An 18,961-nucleotide genomic window follows, 5' to 3' on the forward strand; every position below is an offset into this window, starting at 1 on the left:
CAAGTTACAGCGCTGTAAACAAATCGTCAACGCTACGGTGGGCGCGTGGGCCGGGTCACGCTGCAGGACGTCGCGGAGCACGCCGGCGTCTCGATGAAGACCGTGTCGAACGTCGTCCGTGGCTACCGGCACGTCAGCGACGCCATGCGGACCCGGGTGCAGACGTCGGTCGACGCGCTCGGCTACCGACCGAACGTGACGGGACGGAGCCTGGCCACCGGCCGCACGAACATGCTCGCGTTCGCGTTCCCCGACCTGCGTCGGCCGTACTTCGCCGAGCTCGCGCACGTCTTCTCCGAAGTGTGCGCCGCGCGCGGCTACCAGCTGCTGCTCGAGGAGACCGCCGGGGCGCCGGGTGGCGAGCTGTCGGCGGTCCGTGGGCGCGAGGCAGGCGTCGTCGACGGGGTGGTCATCCACCCGCAGGTGCTCACGCCCACCGAGATCGACCGGGAGCGCGGCGACACCGCGGTCGTGTTCCTCGGCGAGGACGTCCGTCCGGAGGGAGCGGACCTCGTCGCCATCGACAACGTGCGGGCCGCGGCCGAGGCCGTCGCGCACCTCGCGGCCCTCGGGCGGCGCCGGATCGGCTTCCTCGGCCACGAGGTGGGTGAGCAGTCGCGCACGTCGGCCTTCCGGACGGAGGGCTACCGCGACGGCCTCTCCGCGGTCGGGTTGCCCTTCGACCCGTCGCTCCTGGTGGCGCGGGAGGTCGGTGACGCCCGCGGGGCGGAGGAGGCCTTCGGACGCGCGCTCGACCAGGGGCTCCGGATCGACGGGCTGCTCTGCCGCGACGACCTCGCCGCCGTCGGGGCGCTGCGGGCGATGCGCCTGCGGGGGCTCGAGGCGCCCCGCGACCTGGCGGTGGTCGGGTGGGACGCGATCGGACTGGCCGCCAGCCTGGTGCCGAGCCTGACCTCGGTCGCGCCGGACACGGTCGCGCTCGCCGAGGCAGCCGTCGACCGGCTGCAGGAGCGCATCGAGGGACGCCCGGGCGAGGGTCGGGCGGTGACGGTCGGCCACCGGCTGCTGGTGGGGGAGAGCGCGCCCTACCCGGACGGCTCCGTCGACTGATCCGGGCGGCCCGTCGTCGGACCGCCCGGCGACGACGACGCGGCCGCCGGAGCCTCTCGTCGGACCCGGCGTCGGGCCTCACGGAGGCTCGCGCGCTGCAGGCGCATCGTCGGCCACCCCGCTGCCCGCGCGTGCGCGGCGAGTCCCTGGTCCGGGTTGACCACCACGGCGTGCCCGACGAGCGACAGCAGCGGGATGTCGTGCCGTGAGTCCGAGTACGCCCAGCACCGGGCGGGGTCTGCGCCGGTCCGGGCCAGGAGCGCACGGGCGGCGACCGCCTTGTGCTCCCCGTGCAGGAACGCCCCGTCGAGGCGGCCCGTGTACGTGCCGTCCCGCACCTCGAACACGCTGCCCAGTGCTCCGGTCAGACCGAGACGGCGCGCGATCACCTCCGCCAGGAACGTCGGTGTCGCGGTGACGAGCCACACCTGGTGGCCCTTCGCGAGGTGCTCCTGGGCGAGGGCAGCGGTCTCCGGCCACACGGACGGCTCGGTGTGCCGGACCCAGACGTCGTCCGACAGCTCCGCCATGTCGGCGACCGTGATCCCGGTGATCACCTCGAGCCCGCGGGTCTGCGCGGCCGCCAGGTGCCGGTCGTTCTCACCGCGCACCTTGAACCGCGCGTGCTTCCACCCGGCACCGAGGACGTCGCGCAGGGTGATCAGGCCGGCGGCTCGGAGTCCGCGCACGAGGTGGAACGCGCTCGCTCCGTGCACGAGGGTGTTGTCCACGTCGAAGAACGCGAGGACCGGGGAGCCCGCCTGTTCGTCCGCCATCCGACCAGGCTAGGCGACGTGGCTGCGGGCCGCGTCCGGGCGCTGGCTCGGACTGCCCGGTCGGTCTGCGACGTCCCGCGTGTCGCTCGACACGTGCGACGTGCCGCTCCCGCAGGACCGGGGCCCGCCTGCGTCATCGCTCCCCGGGGTGCACGCTCCCGAGCAGCTCGACCAGGGCACTGCGCAGCGACTCGGGCAGCCCGACGGTCTCGAGCTCGGCCATCCGGTCGGCGCGGGGTGCGTCGCGGTCGACGACCTCCCACGCGGTGAGCTTCTCCGCGTTGCCTGCCTGGGCGCCCTCGAGGAGCTGCCGTGCGGCGTCGCGGGCGTCGACACCGATCGTGGGCGGCCCGGCGAGGGGCAGGACCGCGCCGGTGTCCGTCGCGACGTCCAGGTCGACCGAGAACCGGTCGGCCGACGCTGCGTCGATCTCCTGTCCGGCCGCGGGGGACCCCAGGAAGGTGACGCGCCACCGACGCCACGCCGGCACGCTGCCGAGGTCGCCCTCGGCGGGGGCGATCCGGAACACGCCGCCGTCGCGGTCCCACGTGAGCGTGGTCCGGCACACGCCGTCGGTGCCGGTGCCGGTGCCGGTGCCGGTGCCGGTGCCGGTGCTGATGCCGGTGCCGGTGCCGCTGGGGGTCCGTTGCTCGCGGTCCTCCACGAGCGTGAACGTGCCCGATGCGCCCGGGGCGACGAGTACCTCGAGTGCCGCGGGGTTCACCGTCGCGTCCGACTCGTCCGACGCCGCGAGCGGCAGGATACCGCCCGCGCGCAGCAGCACGGGGATCGTGTCGAGCCCGCGGTGCAGGTCGACGAACCGGTCGCCGGCGTGGGTCGTGCCGGTGAAGACGTCCGTCCACGTGCCCGGCGGCAACCAGGCCCGGGCCCGGCCTCGCCGCGTCACCGGGTCACGCGGCTCGACGATCGGGGCCACGAGCAGCTCCGACCCGAAGGCGTACTCGTTCGGTACCCGGTACGCCTCGTCGCGGTGGGGCTCGAGGTGGTACACCGGTCGGACGAGTGCGGTACCCGCGGCCGCGCGGTGGTTCATGGTGTGCAGGTACGGCACGAGCCGGTGGCGGAAGCGCAGGGCGTCGCCCATCGCGGACCGGGGTTCGGCCGGGAACATCCACGGCTCCTTCCGGATGAACGGGTTGTTCGCCGAGTGCAGGCGCATGATCGGCGAGAAGACCCCGAACTGCACCCAGCGCGTGGCGAGCTCGTCGTCGCGCACCCCGCGGGTGTGGCCGCCGATGTCGTGGCTCCACCAGGGGTACCCGACGTTCGCGGCGGTGGCGGTGAACTCGGGCTGGAACGCGAGGGAGGCCCACGAGACGACGGCGTCACCGGAGAACCCGACCGCGTACCGCTGGCTGCCCGGACCCGCGTACCGCGAGAAGGTCATGCCGGCACCGCCGTCGCGCGCGGAGTCGAGCAGGTGGAAGTGGTTGAGCACCCAGAGCGGGTCGACACCGGGCATGCCGGAGGTGCGTCCCTGCTGCCAGTCGATCCACCAGAAGTCGACGCCCTGCTCCTCGAGCGGCCGGTGCAGGTGCTCGAAGTACGCGCGGAGGAAGTCCGGGTCGGTGGGGTCGAACGCGACCGTCTGCTCGGTGTCGGGGTCGATCCCGGTCGCAGCGGCCATCGCCGGGTAGGCGTCCTCGAAGGCCCGTACGCCGTCGGCGGGGTGCAGGTTGAGCGTGGTCCGCATGCCGCGACGGTGCAGCTCGGCCAGGAAGGCGGGCGGGTCGGGGAAGAGCGACGGTTCCCACGAGTACCCCGTCCAGCCGTTGCCGAAGCGTGCCGGCACGGAGTCGACGCGGTGCCAGTCCATGTCGATGACCGCGACCGAGAAGGGCAGGCGTTCCTCGGCGAACCGGTCGAGCAGCGCCAGGTACGACTCGTCCGAGTACGGGTGGTAGCGGCTCCACCAGTTCCCGAGCGCCCACCGGGGCAGGAGCGTCGGCGGTCCCGACACCGCGTGGAACGCCCGGAGAGCCGCGTCGTAGTCGCGGCCGTAGGCGAACACCTGCACGTCGCGGCGCCCCGGCACGCGGCTGCCGACCCACCCGTCGTCCTCGAACAGGAACGAGCCGGTGTCGTCGAGCGCGACGATCCCGTCGCGCGCCAGGACGCCGGACTCGAGCGGCATCCGCCCGTCCACGTCGTCGAGCGTCCTGCCGGTGCCGCCGAGGTCACGCGGCTCCTGGCCCCAGCGCCACCGGTTCGCGTCCGCTCCCGAGGTCTCGACCACCAACCCGGTCGCCGAGAACGGCCGGCCGTCGTACCGGAGGGTGGCCCGGTCCGTGGTCACCTCGACCCCGTCGCCCCGCCGCACGACGGTGTACTCGGGCACCGGCAGGCGTCGTCGCACCGCGAAGGTCGAGGCGCGGTCCTCGAAGCCGCCGTCGTCGCTCCACTCGACACGGAAGAGCCCGTCGCACAGCACGGTGATCCGCCAGTGGTCGCCCTGCACGACGGCGTCGCCGTCGGCGACCGGGTCGGACCCCGGGAAGGGGCGGATGGTGGGCAGCGGTCCGTCGTCGGGGGTGTGCACGTCGGTTCGGTCCTGTCTCGGCCGGTCCGGCCGGTGTCTGTCTGGAGGCTCGGGTCAGCTCTTGACGGCGCCCTGCGTCACGCCGCTGATCACCCAGCGCTGCGCGAACAGGTAGACGATGATCGTCGGTGCCATCGCCATGAGGTACGAGGCGAACGCCACGTTGTAGTTCGTGCCGAACTGGCTCTGGAAGATGTTCTGGACGACCGGCAGCGTCTGCAGACCGGGGTCCGCGGTGATGAGCGACGGCATCATGAAGTCGTTCCAGGAAGCCAGGAAGGCGAAGATGCCGACCGTGGCGTTCATCGGTCCGAGCAGCGGCAGGATGACGCGCCAGAAGATCTGCCACGTCGAGGCGCCGTCGATGCGTGCGCTCTCCTCGAGCTCGACCGGGATGGAGCGCAGGAACGCCGAGTAGAGCAGCACGCTGAACGACAGTTGGAACATGGCGTGCAGGATCGCGACGCCCACCGGGCTGTCCAGCGAGATCATCGCGGTCAGCTTGATCTGCGGCAGGGCGACCACCGGGAACGGCAGGAACATCGCCGCGAGCAGGTAGACGAACGACCAACGGAAGAAGCGGCGGTGCCAGTTCCGCACGATCGCGTAGGACGCGAGCGAACTGAGGAGCAGCGTCGCGACGACGGTGAGGGCGGCCACGCCGAGCGAGACCGAGAACGACACCGGGAAGCGGGTCAGCGTCCAGGCCTCGGCGAAGCTGGCGGGGTTGAACGGGAAGGGCAAGGACAACGCGTTGCCGTCGACTGCCTGGGTGCTCGTCTTGAACGCCATGGCGACGGTGACGTAGAGCGGGACCAGGACGGTGAGGGACGCGATCGCCAGGACGATCGTCAGCGGGACGTCGACGCGGCCGAGGCGGCGCCGGCGGGGCTGCTCCGGTGTGCGTGCGGCGGCGGTCGCGGGGGACCGGGTGTCGAGGGTGCTCATGCGAGTCGGAGGTTCCTTCCGCGCGTCACTGCGAGCTGCAGGACCGAGATGAGGACGGTGATGATGAAGAAGACGGTCGCGTTGGCCATCTGGTAGGCGTAGTCACCGCTCGTGAAGCCCGTGAAGATGGTCATCGCGACGCTGCTCGTCGCCGAGCCCGGTCCGCCGTTGGTGAGCCCGACGATGACGTCGTAGGCGCCGAGGTAGCCCTTCACGCCGAGTACCGTGTTGATGATGATGAAGCCGCCGATCAGGGGCAGTGTGATCGATCGGAGCTGCTTCCAGGCGCCGGCGCCGTCGAGCGAACTCGCCTCGTACACGTCCGTCGGGATGGAGGTCAGTCCCGCCGTGTAGACGAGCAGCGCACCCGGGATCGTCTGCCATGCCGAGACGATGACGATCGCGAGCCAGGCGAGGTCCGGGTCACCGAGGATGCTCTGCTCGAGCGGTCCGAAGCCGACCGAGGTCGCCAGGGCCGGCAGGGTGTTCGAGAACAGGAAGTTGAAGACGTAGGCGACGATGATGCCGGAGACGACCATCGGGATGACGAACACGGCGCGGAGCCCGCTCGCGAAACGCACGCGCTTCGTCAGTGCGATCGCCAGTGCGAGGGCGATCACCTGCGTGATGACCACGGTCACCACGGCGAAGCCGAGCGTGAAGCCGTACGAGCCGAGGATCGCCGGGTCGGACACGAGCGCCCGGTAGTTCTCGAGCCCGAGGAAGTGCCACTGCCCGAAGCCGAGGTAGTCGGTGAAGCTGTAGAAGACACCGATGCACGCGGGGGCGACGACGAACGCCGTGAACAGCACGAGGGCGGGCACGAGGAAGAGGTAGTAGACGCCCTCGGTGCGGCGCAGCGAGCCGACGCGTCGGTGCACGCGGGACGCGACGGTCGCGGGCCCGGGGCGGGGCCCACCGGTGTCCGGTGTGCCGGGGGTCAGCGGGGTCTGGACGGTCATGAGCGCTCCTGGGGTCCTGGTCGGCGGTGCCGGGGTCGCGGCGGTCAGACCGTCGCCGAGCGGCCGGCGAGGCGTCGCCAGTCGGTGTCGAGCCGCCGCAGCATCGACTCGAAGTCGCCGCTGCGGATCGCCGTCTGCATGTAGTTGCCGAGGGGGATGGAGGTGGGGATGAAGGTGCCGGCGCCCTGGTAGAAGTCGCCGCTGTCGACGTACTGCTGCAGGCCGGCCACGCGCTCGTCGGTCTGGGGAGCCGCGTCCTCGGTCGTCGCGAACGCGAGATTGTCGAGGTTGTAGGCGTTGATGACGTCGGGCTGCATGAGGAACTCTACGAGCTCCCGCGCCTCGTCGAGGTGCGTCGTGGTCGTGGGGATCCAGAGCCCGAGGTCGATGTTGACGCGTGCCTGCCGGTCGTCGGGGTCGTCGGACACGGGGAGCGCGAAGGTCCCGACGGGCAGGTCCGGGTCGACGAGCGCGATCTGGCTGAGCGCCCACGGCCCCTGCAGGTACATCGCGACCTTGCCCTGTCCGAACGCCAGGTTGCCGTCGGCGTAGGAGCGGGTCGCGTGGTCCGGGTTGAAGAACGTCGAGATCGTCTTCGCGCGCTCCATCGGCACGGCGAAGTCGCGCTCGAAGGAGACCTCGGCGTCGGGTCCGACGTCCGTGCCGAGCGCCTTCATCTTGCGGAAGAACGTCCCGGTGTCGACCAGGCTGCCCACGGAGTAGTCGAACAGGCCCTGCCACAGCGTCCAGGTGTCGCGGTCGGTGGCGTAGACGGGGGTGACGTCCGTCTTCGAGAGTGCCGTGCAGACGTCGACGAACTCACTCCAGGTCGTCGGGACCGGGAGGTCCTGTTCGGCGAAGATGCGCTTGTTGTAGATGACGCCCGCGGCCGCCAGGGAGAACGGCAGGACACTGGTGCGGTCCTCGAAGGTCGCGTACTGGTTCGTCAGACCGTCGATGCTCTTCCTGACCCTGCTCGCCGACGGAAGGTCGCCGAGGTCGCGGAGTACGCCGCGCTCGATGTAGCGGGCGAGCTCGAGGTTGTCGTTGAAGCAGCCGACGTCCGCCGGTTCGCCGCGGACGAACTGCGGTGCGATGGCGGTCGTGCTGTCGTGCACGACCCGAACGCCGCGGTGCTCATGCTCGAACCGTCGGAGGAGGTCGTCGAAGTAGGCGATCACCTCCTGCTTCTGCTCGTAGAAGCGCAGCGTCGTCCCACCGGCTGCCGCGGCACCCGAGGACGGTGCCGAGCAGCCGGTGAGTGCCAGTGCGCCGAGGCCGATCCCGCCCGCCGCGCCCGCGAGGAATCCGCGACGGCTCAGCGCCGCACGTGCCGTCGTCCTGCTGGTGACCATCGTCGCTCCCTTTCGCGCACCGTCGCGCTCGCTCTGTTTTACAGCGCTGTAAAAGCAAAGTCAACGAATCGACGAGCATCCTTCGGTCGCAGGAGGGGCGTCAGGCGTAGCGGCGGGCGGCGCGCAGGGCGTGGTCGGTGTACGAGCCGCCGAACAGGTACACGTGCAGGAGCAGCGGCGCGAGCTGGTGGAGCTCGACGCGCTCCTGCCAGCCGTCCGCCAAGCGGGACTCGGCGTCGTACCCGGCGAGCACCGTCTCGAGCCGGGGGAGTCCGAACAGCGCCAGCAGTGCCAGGTCGGTCTCCGCGTGCCCGCCGTGCGGCGTTGCGTCGATGAGCACCGCACCGGTCGGTTCCGAGGAGTCCGTGGGCCACAGGACGTTCCCCGCCCAGAGGTCGCCGTGGATGCGCGCCGGAGCGTCGCCGACGAGCCGTGGCTGCGGGGAGCCGAGCGTGCCGTCCTCGAGCCGGTCGGCCACGCGGTCGAACACCGCGGCCTCGGCAGCGTCGAAGCCACCGCGGTCGACGATGCGCTGCACGAAGTCCCGGATGCGGTACTCGGCGAAGAACGCGCCCCAGGTGGCCGGTGCGTCGGCGGCACTCGTGAACGGCGTCCGCGACCGGCCCATCCGCAGGCCGCCGCGGGTCGGGAACCCGGGCGAGGGTGCACCCCAGTGATCGGCACCGGCGGCGTGGGTGCGTGCGAGCGAGCGACCGAAGCGCTCGGCCTGCGCCCGCGTCGGGCTGCCGTCGCGGATCTGCTCGAGGTGGAGCACGGTCGGCTCCGGGTGGTCGAGCACGCGGGCGATCCGGGTGCCGCCCGTCTGCTCGGCCTCGGCGAGCCAGGCCAGTCCGGCGGCCTCGGCGGTCGCCTCGTCGGGGTCGCGGAACGTCTTCACGTGGATCTCGGGCACCGGTCCATCCTGCCGACGGTGCCCGACGGGTGTTCAGGCTCCGCGGCGGGCGGCGTGCACGACCAGGGCGAGCTGCACCCGGTTGTCGACGCCGAACTTCTCGTACACGTGCCCCACGTGGGTCTTCACGGTGGCCAGGCTCACGAACAGGTCCGCGGCGATCTGTGCGTTCGAGGCTCCGGCGGCCACGGCGAGGGCGACCTCGGTCTCGCGGTCGGTCAGGGTGGCCAGGAGCGCGCGCTCGGTGGCCCCGTCGGCCGCGGCGGTCGCGACGGCGGCCGTCCCACCTTCCGTCCCGGTCGAGGCGCTCGCCGCGACGGCGATGACGCGGTCGAGCACCGACGGCGACAGGATCGACCGCCCGGCGGCGACCGTCCGGACCGCGTGGACGAGGTCGTGCGGCGGGGTGTCCTTGAGCAGGAAGCCCCGGGCGCCCCGCTGCAGCGCTCCGAGCACGAGGTCGTCGTCCTGGAAGGTGGTCAGGACGAGCACGGCCAGCTCCGGCTGCTTCCGGAGCTCCCGTTCGGTGGCGACGAGGCCGTCGCAGCGGGGCATCCGGATGTCCATGAGCACGACGTCGGGTGCTGCGGAGGCGATCACGCCCTCGGCCTCGAGTCCGTCGCCGGCCTCGCCGACGACCTCGATGCCGTCGTCGCCGCTCAGGAGCAGTCGGAGCCCGGCCCGGACGAGGTGGTCGTCGTCGACGAGGACGACCCGGATCGGTGCGCTCACGCCGTCCACGGGAGCACCGCCTCGACCACGTGGGTGCCGTCGTCGTCGCGACCGGCCGTGAAGGTCCCACCGACGAGCCGGGCCCGTTCCGCCAGGCCCCGCAGGCCGTGACCGCCGGGAGCGCCGTCGCCGGTGCTCGCGGGTCCCACCGCCGGGTTGCCCACCAGCACGCGCAGCGCCGGGCCGTGGAGCACGTCGACCGTGACGGTGACGGGCTGCCCCGGAGCGTGTCGGCGGGCGTTCGTCAGCGCCTCCTGCACCACCCGGTAGGCGTGCCGCCCGACGGTGTCCGGCGCGGCGGTGACGGCCTCGTCGACGGTCGCCGACACCACGGCGCCCGAGGACCGCGCCTCGTCGAGCAGCGCGGGGAGGTCGCGCAGGGTCGGCTGCGGAGGAGCGGCTCCGGCGAGCGCGGCGGTGTCCCCGGGTTCCCGCAGCACGCCGAGCACGTCGCGGAGCTCGGTGAGTGCGGCGTGCGCCTCGGCCCGGACGACCCCGGCGGCCTCGACCGTCTCGTCGGGTGACAGCGACCGGCCGCGGTACTCGAGCGCCCCGGCGTGCAGGGCGACGAGCGACAGCCGGTGTCCCAGCACGTCGTGCATCTCGCGGGCCAGGTGCGCCCGCTCCTGCTCCCGGGCGCGGTCCTCGCGGAGCTGCTGGTCGCGTTCGAGCAGGGCGGCCCGTTCGCGCAACCCGTCGAGCAGGGCCCGCCGCTGCCCGATCGCGATGCCGATCGCGACGAGCAGGGCGGTGAGCACGACGGCCGCGACGAGCACCTGCCACAGGGGCGTGGCGTCCTCGACCGGGTACAGCCCCTCACCGAACATCGAGGCGGCCACGAACGCCGCACTCCCGATCGCGATCTCGGCCGGGCGCCGCCGGGTGACGAGCGAGACCAGCGCGAGGACGGCCGCGCCGACCGCGAAGGTGGACACGGTGCTGCCGGCGATGACGAGCACGCCGACGAGCAGTGGCGCCCGGTGCCGGAAGAGGACCAGGACGAGCGCGGTGAGCCCGACCGCGAGGTCGACGAGCAACGCCGCACCGAGCCGGGCCTCGCTCCACCGGGTGGTGTCGAGGGTCGACCAGATCGCGCTGAACGCGGTGAGCCCGACGAGTGCCGCGAGCACGAGTCGCCACGACTGCGCCCACACGCGTCGGCCGAGGGGCACGGGACGGAGCACGGTCGAGGTCACGGCTCCGAGCCTAGGAACCCCGGCACCCGCGCCGGATCGGCCGAAGGTCGGAGAAACGGCGGCGGCCGGGGTCACACCGCGTCGACGAGGGCCCGGGCCAGCGGGTGCCACGGCCGCGAGTCCGGTCCGCTGAGCACGAGTGTCCGCACGTACCGCGGCTCCACGGGCAGCATCACCAGGTCGTCCGGCAGCATCACCCGCCCGAGCGTCGGGACGATCGACACCCCCTCGCCCCGCTGGATCATCCCGAACATCGTGCTCATCTCCCGCACGCGGTGTGCCCAGCGGAACGGTTGCCCGGCGAGCTCGTGCATCCGCTGGATCTGGTGCTCGCAGCCTCCGCCGCCGGCGACCAGCCCGTCCTCGTGCAGGTCGTCGAGCGTCAGCGCAGTACTCGACGCGAGCGGGTGGTCGCGCCGGACGACCGCGCCCATCTCGTCCCGCGCGACGACCACGCCCCCGTGGGGTGCCGGCACCGGGTCGACGAGCACGGCGGCGTCCACGGTGCCGCCCTCGAGCCACTCGGCCATCTCGTCGTCGTCACCCTCGTAGACCTGCACGTCGACGTCCGGCAGCGTCACCGCCCACAGCTCGCGGAGCCGCGGCAGCAGGCCCTGGCAGACGGTCGGGACGGCGGCGAGGCGCACGGTGCCGCGGATCGTGGCGGGCCGCACCACGGCCTCCAGGGCGTCGACCGAGGCGAGCACGCTGCGGGCGTGGGCCAGCATGCGGTCGCCGAGCGGGGTGGCGACCGCGGCGCCGCCGCGCCGGACCACGGGCCCGCCGACCTCGCGCTCGAGCCCTGCGACGGCGTGCGAGACGGCGGACTGACCGACGCCGAGGGTGGTGGCCGCGCCCGTGAAGGAGCCGGCGTCCACGGTGGCGACGAAGGCGCGGAGCTGCGGGATCGAGAGGGTCATGCGTGTCCTTCATGCCGTCATGCAGGTCAGTCGTTCGACACATGTGCCGGACGTGGCCGATGCTAGCGCTCGTGAACGCCCTCCTCTACGTCCTGGTCGCCCTCACCTGGGGTTCGAGCTTCTTCTTCGCGAAGATCGGGCTCGAGGGACTCGCACCGCAGCAGGTCGCCACCGTCCGCACGGTCCTCGGAGCCCTCACGCTCGTCGTGGTGCTGCTCGCGACCCGTCGACGGTGGCCGCGCGAGCGGCGCGTCTGGGGACACCTGTTCGTCGTCGCGGTGTTCCTCAACGCCGTGCCGTCCTCGCTGATGGCGTGGGCCGAGCAGACCGTGCCGTCGGGTCTGGCGAGCATCTACAACGCCACGACGCCGATCATGACGCTCCTCGCGCTCGCGGTGCTGGTGCCGTCCGAACGGCTCAGCCGCCGCCAGCTCGGCGGCGTCGTGCTGGGGATCGTGGGTGTCCTCGTACTCGTCGGCCCGTGGGACCTGGTCGGCGACCCCGCCGTGCTCGCCACCGTCCCCGGCCAGGTCGCACTGCTCGGCATGACCGCGTCCTACGGCATCGGACTGGCGTGGCTCCGGCGTTTCGGCGTCGGCAGCGGGCAGGACCCGACGACGGTCGCGACGGTGCAGCTCACGCTGGCGGCGCTGCTCATGCTGCTGGTCGCGCCCGTCATCGCGACCGGTCCGGTGCAGCTGGACTGGAGGATCGTGGCCGCGATGGTCGGGCTCGGCGCGGTTGGCACGGGGCTGGCGTACGCGTGGAACACGCGGTTGGTCGGGGCGTGGGGCGCCGGGCGGGCCTCGACGGTGACGTACCTGACACCGGTCGTCGGGGTGGGACTCGGGGTCCTCGTGCTCGGCGAGCCGCTGCGGTGGAACGAGCCCGTGGGTGGGCTCGTCGTGCTGCTCGGGATCGCGCTGGCGTCCGGGGTCCTGGGCGGCAGGCGGCGGAGCGCCCCGCGGGCTGCAGCCGCCGCCTGACGTCGCTCGGGCGGGGCGGGGCGGGCTGCGGGGCTCCGGCTCTGGCGCTGCCCGTTCTTTCCCACAGCGGCTGCGATGGAAGGTGGAACCGGGCGTACCTGGTGGGAACGGACGACCAGGTACGCCCGGATCGACCAGGTACGCCCGGAACGGCCGAGTACGCCCGGGAGGACTCGGCGCGCTCCCCCGCGGCAGTACGCTCGCCCCGTGCTGACGATCGAGACCGTGCTCCCCGGTGCGCCCGCCGCCGGGAGCATCCTCCGCCGGTACACCTCCGAGGTCGCCTCGCGGTGGTACGGCCGCCCCGCGACGGAGGACGAGGTCGACCAGGCACTCCGCGACGAGCCCTCCGACGACCTCACGGGCACGACCGGCGTGCTCCTCGTCGGCCTCGACGACGGGGTACCGGTCGCGTGTGCCGGCGCGCGCTTCCGCGGGGACGTCGCCGAACTGACCAAGGTGTTCACCCTGGGCGAGGCCCGCGGACGGGGCATCGGGAGACGCATGGTCCGCGCCGTCGAGCGGGTGTGCGCGGAGCGGGGCGTCGACACGGTCCAGCTCGACACCCGCGGGGAGCTCGCCGAGGCCTGCGCGTTGTACGAGCGGCTCGGCTACCGGCGGGTCGAGCCGTTCAACGACGAGCCGTACTCCGACCGTTGGTACCGGAGGTCCCTCGCCGGAACGTCCGCCTGAACCTCCGGCGGGTCAGAAGGCGGCGAGGGCGTTCTCGAGCATCCGGTGCCCCTGTCGTTCGAAGCGCTCGTCGTGCACCGCGAAGGCCCACACGGCCGTCCCGACCGCCTCACGCAGCTGGAGCCAGCGCCAGTCGTCGGTGTCACGAGGATCGGACCCGTAGCCCGCGAAGAACGCGTGCTCGAGCTCGGGGGAGTCCTCCCAGTGCAGGACCGCCAGGCGGGTGAGGTCCGCTGCGGCCGGGCGGAACCCGAAGCGACCGAAGTCGATCGCACGCAGTCGGCCGTCCTGCACGATCCAGTTCCGGGGGTGCCAGTCGCCGTGCGTCGGCACCAGGGTCGCGGCGTGCGGGGTCGACGACCGGAGCAGCGTCCGCGCGCGGTCCTCGAGCTGCGGATCGATGCGGTGCGGGGCGTCGAGGGAGCGGAGTGCCTTCGCGGTCTCGGCCGTCAGGTACTCCGCATCGGTGCGGGCCGCCTGGTCGTGGAGCCGTCGGAGGATCGTGCCCGCCTGTCGGTGCACGGTCGCAGCGGTCTCGTCGGGGGTGCCGAGCGCGAGGTGCCCGGGGACCCGCTCCAGCACGAGCACACGGCTCTCGGCGTCCGCGGCGACCAGACGGCCCGTGTCGTCACCGCGGAGGAGCGCCCCGGTCCACTGCCGGTGCGCCGTCAGCTCCCGTGGGAAGTGCGTGTTCTCCGGTCCGGACGCCTTCACGGTGTGCTCCCCGGCACCGTTCCGGACGTGGAGCACCCGGGTGTCGAGGAGGCCCCACGACTCGTCCGCCACCATCGACGCCCCGGGGAGCACCTGCGCGACGAACGCCGCCTGCGCCGGGCTCAGCCCGCTGTCGTCCCACCCCACGGCGCCATCCTGGCACGTGCGCGACGAGTGGTCATCCGGTAGTCGCGCACGGTCCTTGTCGCCCTCGGACACGGGCGGTACAGTCCGGATCACCCGTCGACGGAGACGGCCCCTCGACGGGACGAGGAGCGCACCGCAGTGCTGCGCGCTCCCCGCACGTGCCGCCGCCGACCGATCGAGGAGGATCACATGGCGAGCAACCACGCAGTCGCGTACAAGGGACCCGGGAAGGTCGAGGTCATCGACACCGACTACCCGACGTTCGAGCTCAAGGACGGACCCGGGGTGAACCCGGCGAACGTCGGACGCAAGGTGAACCACGGCGCGATCCTGCGCACCGTGGCGACGAACATCTGCGGCAGCGACCAGCACATGGTCCGCGGCCGCACGACCGCTCCGACGGACCTCGTGCTCGGGCACGAGATCACCGGTGAGGTCGTCGAGGTCGGTCCGGACGTCGAGTTCATCAAGGTGGGGGACATCGTCTCCGTGCCGTTCAACATCGCCTGCGGGCGGTGCCGGAACTGCAAGGAGCGGAAGACCGGCATCTGCCTCAACGTGAACCCGGACCGCCCGGGCAGCGCCTACGGCTACGTCGACATGGGCGGCTGGGTCGGCGGCCAGGCCGAGTACGTGCTCGTGCCCTACGCCGACTGGAACCTGCTGAAGTTCCCGGACCGCGACCAGGCCCTCGAGAAGGTCCTCGACCTCGCGATGCTCTCCGACATCTTCCCGACCGGCTTCCACGGTGCGGTGACCGCCGGGGTCGAGGTCGGCTCGACGGTCTACGTCGCCGGCGCCGGGCCCGTGGGTCTCGCCGCCGCGACGGGCGCGTTCCTGCTCGGTGCGAGCGTGGTGATCGTCGGGGACATGAACGCCGACCGGCTGGCGCAGGCGCGCAGCTTCGGGTGCGAGACGGTCGACCTGACGAAGGGCGACCCGGCCGACCAGATCGACCAGATCCTCGGTGAACCCCTCGTGGACTGCGGCATCGACGCCGTGGGCTTCGAGGCGAAGGGGCACGGCTCCGGCGCCGGACACGAGGCCCCGGCCACCGTGCTCAACTCCCTGATGGACGTCACGGCCGCTGGCGGCGCACTCGGCATCCCCGGGCTCTACGTCACGGGTGACCCGGGCGGTGTCGACGAGGCCGCGAAGAAGGGCGCCCTGTCGCTCAGCCTCGGCACCGGGTGGGCCAAGTCGCTGTCCTTCACCACGGGGCAGTGCCCGGTGATGAAGTACAACCGGCAGCTGATGATGGCGATCCTGCACGACCGCACGAGCATCGCGAAGAACGTCAACGCGAAGCCGATCGGACTCGACGAGGCCCCTCGCGGGTACGAGGAGTTCGACAAGGGTGCCGCGACGAAGTACGTGCTGAACCCGAACGGCCTGATCCCGGCGGCCTGACCACCGCACGGCCCGCGTCGCATCGACACCCGGTGCGGCGCGGACCATGACCGGCGTCGCACTCGCGCAGCCACCGGTCCGTACGCTCGCCGGTGTGAGCGACACCAGCAGGCCCTCGACCGTCCGCCTGCTGTTCGCGTCGTCACACCCCGGACCGACGGTCACCGTGACGGTCCTCGCCGCGGTGATCGCCGCGGCCGTCGGGCACCCCTGGTGGCTCGTCGTGCTCGTGGCGCTCGCCGTCGTGGCCGGGCAGCTGTCGATCGGCCTCGCCAACGACTGGATCGACGCCGACCGCGACCGGGCCGTCGGCCGCAGTGACAAGCCCGTCGCCCGCGGACTGATCCCCGTCGGGACCGTCCGGACGGCGGCCGTGACGACCGCGGGTGTCGCCGTGCTCCTGTCGCTCGCCCTGGGGCCGGTCGCCGCGGTCGCCCACGTCGTCCTCGTCGCGGCCGGCTGGGCCTACGACGCCGGGCTGAAGCGGACGGTCTGGTCCGTCGTGCCGTTCGTGGTGGCGTTCGGGCTGCTGCCGGTCGTGTCCGTCGCTGCCGGGGGCGACGGTTCGTGGCCGGCGTGGTGGGCGATCGCCACCGGGGCGGTCTTCGGCGTCGCGATCCACTGCACCAACGTGCTGCCGGACCTGCTCGACGACGAGGCGACCGGCGTCCGTGGGTTCCCCCACCGGCTGGGGCTCCGGGGTGCGGGGACGCTGGCGTTCGGGTCGCTCGTCGTCGCGGCGGCGCTGGTGCTCGGCGGCCAGGTCGCCGGCGGAGGCGTCGGCACGGCCGGGACGGTCCTGGCGGTCGTCGGAGCCCTCGTGGTCGTCGTGCTCGCGGTGGTCGGGATCCGCCTCGTGTTCGCCGGTCGTCCGACGCGGGCACTGTTCCGCCTGGTCATCGCGTCCTCGCTCGTCCTCGTCGTCGAGCTCGGCGTCGCCGGCGCCCGACTGATCGCCTGACGGCACCGGAAGCGGCACCGGGACCGGCACAGGCACAGGCACAGGCACTGGCACTGGCACTGGCACCGGAAACGGCATCGGCACCGGCTGACTCAGGCCCACCGCATCGCGTAGACCCCGGCGAGCCCGTCGGCGCTCGGCAGCGCGAGCACGGTGCGGAGCAGCGCCTCCCGCCCCACCGACCCGAGCACGCCCGTGGGACGCCCGAGCGCCATGTTCAGTTCCGCCTGCCGAGCAGCCCGCCGCGCCGCGGCCTGCCGCCCGACGGCGTACCCGTTCGCGGACTCCTGCCACGGTCCGCCCGTGCCTGAACGGACGGCCTCGGCGAGCAGTGGCGCGAGCGCGGCGGCGTCGAGCCAGCCGAGGTTCATGCCCTGGCCGCCGATCGGACTGATCTCGTGCGCGGCGTCCCCGACGAGCACCACCCGTCCGACACCGACGTGCGACGCCTCCCGCCGCCGCACCCGGAATCCGCTCGTCATCGTGCACGTCGCCGGGTCGGGCCGGGCACCGGTGCGTCCCGCGACGATCGCGGCGAGGCGGGCGGCGGCGTCCGGGTCCGGTTCGCCATCGGCCGGTGCGGTGCGGTCGTCCGGCACGAGGGCGACGTACCGCCGCCTGCCACCCGGCAGCGGGAACGACTCGACGACCCCCTCCGGTCCGACGTCGACCAGTGCTGACGACCGGGCCTGCTCGGGTTCGGGGTCGGCGAAGTCGCCCATCACGTACCGGTCGCGGTAGTCGCGGCCCGAGGTCGCGATGCCGACCAGGTCCCGCACCGCGCTCCGGGCGCCGTCCGCGCCGACGACGAAGGCCGCCTCGACGACGACCGGGGCACCGTCGGGTCCGACACCGTGCGCCACGACGTCCCCGACGCGGCGGGACAGGGCGGTCACCGTCGTGCCCGTCCGCAGCGTCCCGGACGCGAGCCGGTCGCGCAGCAGCGCCTCGGTGCGGTGCTGGTCGAGCGTCGCGACGTACGGGTGCGTCGCGGAGGCACGGTCGAACGACAGCGTCCCGAGTTCCCGTCCGCGACTCCGGGCCACGCCCGTGCGGACGAGCACCGCCTCGGCGAGCACCGCGGTGTCCAGGCCGATCGCGGCGAAGGCGTCGAGCGACGGCGGGTGGATCCCGATCGCGCGCGAGCCCGTCGGCTCGGTGTCGCGCCGCTCCCAGACGGCGACCGTGACGCCCGCCCGCTCGAGGAGCGCAGCGGCGAACAGGCCGACGGGCCCGCCCCCGACGACGAGCACGTCGACGCGTTCCGTGGTCACGGAGGCGAGCCTACGGAACGGTCGCGACGACCCACCCAGGCGTCGTCGGACGGGAGGCGCGTGGCGGGCGCGCCACGGGCCTCCCGTCCGGCGGTGCGTCACGTCGGCGGACGCTCGCCGACCTCGTCAGGTGGTGACGCGTGCGCGTTCGGCGCGGTCCTCGGCGGCGAGTCGACGGGCCTCGCGGAAGCGCTTCTGTGCCTTCTCGACGGGGACCTCGACGGCGTACGCGGCGCCGACCGCCACGACGACGGCGACCGCGATCATGAGCACCTTGCCCCACGGCCCGACGGCGAATGGGTCGAGGAGCGCGATGACGAGCGGGTGCCAGAGGTACGCGGCGTACGACACGCGCCGACCGAACCACGAGACCGGCGACCAGGCGAGTGCGGCCGACAGCGGCGACCGCACCGACACGAGCCCGCCGATGAGCACCGCGGAGACGACACCCGTGAGCGGCAGCACGACGCTGAAGGTCCAGGCGTGCTGTGCCCAGTCGTCGCCGATCCACAGCATGGTCCCGGCGAGCAGGACGATCCCGGCCCAGGTCGCGACGTGCCCGGCGATCCCGGCGGCCCACGTGCGGATGCGCTCGTCGTCGAGCAGCAGTGCGAGCAGGCACCCGGTCGCCAGCGGGACGACCCCGAGCACGGGGGAGAAGTAGACGTCGGGCGTCGCGCCGCTGTTCGGCGTCCGGTAGACCAGCCCCGCGGCCACCGAGCACCCGACGATCACCGCGCCGAGGCCGGCGAGCAGCCACCGCCGACGCGACCGCACCAGGAACAGCAGCACGAGGACGGGCGGCCACACCAGGTAGAACTGCTCCTCCATCGACAGCGACCACGTGTGCGCGAAGACGCCCTGCGTGGTGTCCCAGAAGGAGCGGAAGAGGTTGCCCGTGTAGGTGAGGGCGATGAACGCGGCCTCGCCGGGCCCGAACGACGCGCCCTTGTAGTCACCGACCCAGTTCCAGAGGAGCAGGCCGACGACGACGAGCGCGAGCAGCGCCGGGTACAGGCGGAGCAGACGCTTCAGCCAGAAGGACCCGAGACGGATGCGGCCGGTCCTCCGGTGCTCGCCGAGCAGCAGCGTCGTGATGAGGAAGCCGGACAGGGCGAAGAAGACGGTGACGCCGATGAAGCCGCCATCGAACTGCGGGACGTGCAGATGGTAGAGGATCACCATCGCGATGGCGACCGTGCGCAGGCCGTCGAGGGCCGGAGCGCGGCGGGTCAGCGGCGTTGGCGGCGTCGGCCGGGCAGCACGGATCCCACGGCCGACCGGTGTGCTGCGGTCGACCGCGTGGGCGTGCTCGGGGGCGAGGGTGTTCGTCGCCACGGTTC

17 protein-coding genes are annotated in these 18,961 nt (G+C 72.8%); 5 read left to right on the forward strand and 12 right to left on the reverse strand.

Going from position 1 to position 18,961, the window contains the following annotated elements; genetic code table 11:
• The first annotated feature begins 45 nt into the window (after positions 1 to 45).
• Entirely contained in the window at positions 46 to 1,071 is a 1,026-nt protein-coding gene (locus M3666_RS02860; protein WP_209685762.1) for a LacI family DNA-binding transcriptional regulator, read from the forward strand.
• Here M3666_RS02860 and M3666_RS02865 read toward each other — a convergent pair.
• The 9 genes from M3666_RS02865 to M3666_RS02905 all read right to left on the reverse strand — a co-directional run bounded on the left by M3666_RS02865 (position 1,047) and on the right by M3666_RS02905 (position 11,433).
• Positions 1,047 to 1,847, reverse strand: a complete 801-nt coding sequence (locus tag M3666_RS02865; protein ID WP_209685760.1) for an HAD family phosphatase — start codon at positions 1,845 to 1,847, stop codon at positions 1,047 to 1,049. The two genes, M3666_RS02860 and M3666_RS02865, sit on opposite strands and share 25 nt — an antisense overlap.
• A 133-nt stretch (positions 1,848 to 1,980) precedes the next feature.
• A complete protein-coding gene (locus M3666_RS02870) occupies positions 1,981 to 4,407 on the reverse strand; it encodes a glycoside hydrolase family 31 protein (RefSeq protein ID WP_251154437.1) in 2,427 nt (808 codons plus the stop codon).
• 54 nt (positions 4,408 to 4,461) lie between these two features.
• Positions 4,462 to 5,355 (reverse strand): carbohydrate ABC transporter permease, encoded by an 894-nt coding sequence (locus tag M3666_RS02875; protein ID WP_209685759.1) that lies wholly within the window; start codon positions 5,353 to 5,355, stop codon positions 4,462 to 4,464.
• On the reverse strand, positions 5,352 to 6,317 hold the full coding sequence (locus tag M3666_RS02880; RefSeq protein WP_251154438.1) for a carbohydrate ABC transporter permease: 966 nt from the start codon (positions 6,315 to 6,317) through the stop codon (positions 5,352 to 5,354). Before M3666_RS02880 ends, M3666_RS02875 begins: the two co-directional genes overlap by 4 nt.
• Positions 6,318 to 6,361: 44 nt before the next feature.
• Positions 6,362 to 7,672: an ABC transporter substrate-binding protein gene (locus M3666_RS02885; RefSeq protein WP_245172470.1), complete on the reverse strand. Its 1,311-nt coding sequence runs from the start codon at positions 7,670 to 7,672 to the stop codon at positions 6,362 to 6,364.
• Positions 7,673 to 7,772: 100 nt separating this feature from the next.
• Complete coding sequence (locus M3666_RS02890; protein ID WP_251154439.1) at positions 7,773 to 8,585, reverse strand: fructosamine kinase family protein; 813 nt, start codon at positions 8,583 to 8,585, stop codon at positions 7,773 to 7,775.
• 33 nt (positions 8,586 to 8,618) lie between these two features.
• On the reverse strand, positions 8,619 to 9,326 hold the full coding sequence (locus M3666_RS02895) for a response regulator transcription factor (RefSeq protein ID WP_251154440.1): 708 nt from the start codon (positions 9,324 to 9,326) through the stop codon (positions 8,619 to 8,621).
• On the reverse strand, positions 9,314 to 10,513 hold the full coding sequence (locus tag M3666_RS02900) for a histidine kinase (protein ID WP_251154441.1): 1,200 nt from the start codon (positions 10,511 to 10,513) through the stop codon (positions 9,314 to 9,316). The genes M3666_RS02895 and M3666_RS02900 overlap by 13 nt, the downstream gene beginning before the upstream one ends.
• A gap of 71 nt (positions 10,514 to 10,584) precedes the next feature.
• The gene (locus M3666_RS02905; protein WP_066655983.1) at positions 10,585 to 11,433 is read right to left on the reverse strand and encodes a LysR family transcriptional regulator; all 849 of its coding nucleotides are present in this window, start codon (positions 11,431 to 11,433) and stop codon (positions 10,585 to 10,587) included.
• Between the two features lie 71 nt (positions 11,434 to 11,504).
• On the opposite strand from M3666_RS02905, the gene M3666_RS02910 reads away from it, so the two are divergent.
• Together M3666_RS02910 and M3666_RS02915 are read left to right on the forward strand one after the other, a co-directional pair.
• Complete coding sequence (locus M3666_RS02910; RefSeq protein WP_251154442.1) at positions 11,505 to 12,419, forward strand: DMT family transporter; 915 nt, start codon at positions 11,505 to 11,507, stop codon at positions 12,417 to 12,419.
• A gap of 207 nt (positions 12,420 to 12,626) precedes the next feature.
• A complete protein-coding gene (locus M3666_RS02915; protein WP_251154443.1) occupies positions 12,627 to 13,112 on the forward strand; it encodes a GNAT family N-acetyltransferase in 486 nt (161 codons plus the stop codon).
• A gap of 12 nt (positions 13,113 to 13,124) precedes the next feature.
• Here the strand turns inward: M3666_RS02915 and M3666_RS02920 are convergent, their stop codons facing one another.
• Positions 13,125 to 13,973 carry an aminoglycoside phosphotransferase family protein gene (locus tag M3666_RS02920; protein WP_251154444.1) on the reverse strand — a complete coding sequence of 283 codons (849 nt, stop codon included), beginning with the start codon at positions 13,971 to 13,973 and terminating at the stop codon, positions 13,125 to 13,127.
• 189 nt (positions 13,974 to 14,162) lie between these two features.
• On the opposite strand from M3666_RS02920, the gene fdhA reads away from it, so the two are divergent.
• Complete coding sequence (fdhA, locus tag M3666_RS02925) at positions 14,163 to 15,383, forward strand: formaldehyde dehydrogenase, glutathione-independent (RefSeq protein WP_251154445.1); 1,221 nt, start codon at positions 14,163 to 14,165, stop codon at positions 15,381 to 15,383.
• 94 nt (positions 15,384 to 15,477) lie between these two features.
• Positions 15,478 to 16,344, forward strand: coding sequence for a UbiA family prenyltransferase (locus M3666_RS02930; RefSeq protein WP_251154446.1), 867 nt, complete (start codon positions 15,478 to 15,480; stop codon positions 16,342 to 16,344).
• A 92-nt stretch (positions 16,345 to 16,436) separates the two neighbouring features.
• Here M3666_RS02930 and M3666_RS02935 read toward each other — a convergent pair whose 3' ends face one another.
• Together M3666_RS02935 and M3666_RS02940 are read right to left on the reverse strand one after the other, a co-directional pair.
• Positions 16,437 to 17,618: an NAD(P)/FAD-dependent oxidoreductase gene (locus M3666_RS02935; protein ID WP_251154447.1), complete on the reverse strand. Its 1,182-nt coding sequence runs from the start codon at positions 17,616 to 17,618 to the stop codon at positions 16,437 to 16,439.
• Between the two features lie 126 nt (positions 17,619 to 17,744).
• On the reverse strand, positions 17,745 to 18,956 hold the full coding sequence (locus tag M3666_RS02940; RefSeq protein WP_251154448.1) for an acyltransferase: 1,212 nt from the start codon (positions 18,954 to 18,956) through the stop codon (positions 17,745 to 17,747).
• Between the last annotated feature and the right edge of the window lie 5 nt (positions 18,957 to 18,961).

The organism is Curtobacterium sp. ODYSSEY 48 V2 (assembly GCF_023712625.1).
Lineage (GTDB): Bacteria > Actinomycetota > Actinomycetes > Actinomycetales > Microbacteriaceae > Curtobacterium.

Coding starts and splice junctions, on each gene's coding strand:
- M3666_RS02865 (WP_209685760.1), bottom strand. CDS start 1,847: ATGGCGGACGAACAGGCGGGCTCCCCGGTCCTCGCGTTCTTCGACGTG.
- M3666_RS02875 (WP_209685759.1), bottom strand. CDS start 5,355: ATGAGCACCCTCGACACCCGGTCCCCCGCGACCGCCGCCGCACGCACA.
- M3666_RS02880 (WP_251154438.1), bottom strand. CDS start 6,317: ATGACCGTCCAGACCCCGCTGACCCCCGGCACACCGGACACCGGTGGG.
- M3666_RS02885 (WP_245172470.1), bottom strand. CDS start 7,672: ATGGTCACCAGCAGGACGACGGCACGTGCGGCGCTGAGCCGTCGCGGA.
- M3666_RS02905 (WP_066655983.1), bottom strand. CDS start 11,433: ATGACCCTCTCGATCCCGCAGCTCCGCGCCTTCGTCGCCACCGTGGAC.
- fdhA (WP_251154445.1), top strand. CDS start 14,163: ATGGCGAGCAACCACGCAGTCGCGTACAAGGGACCCGGGAAGGTCGAG.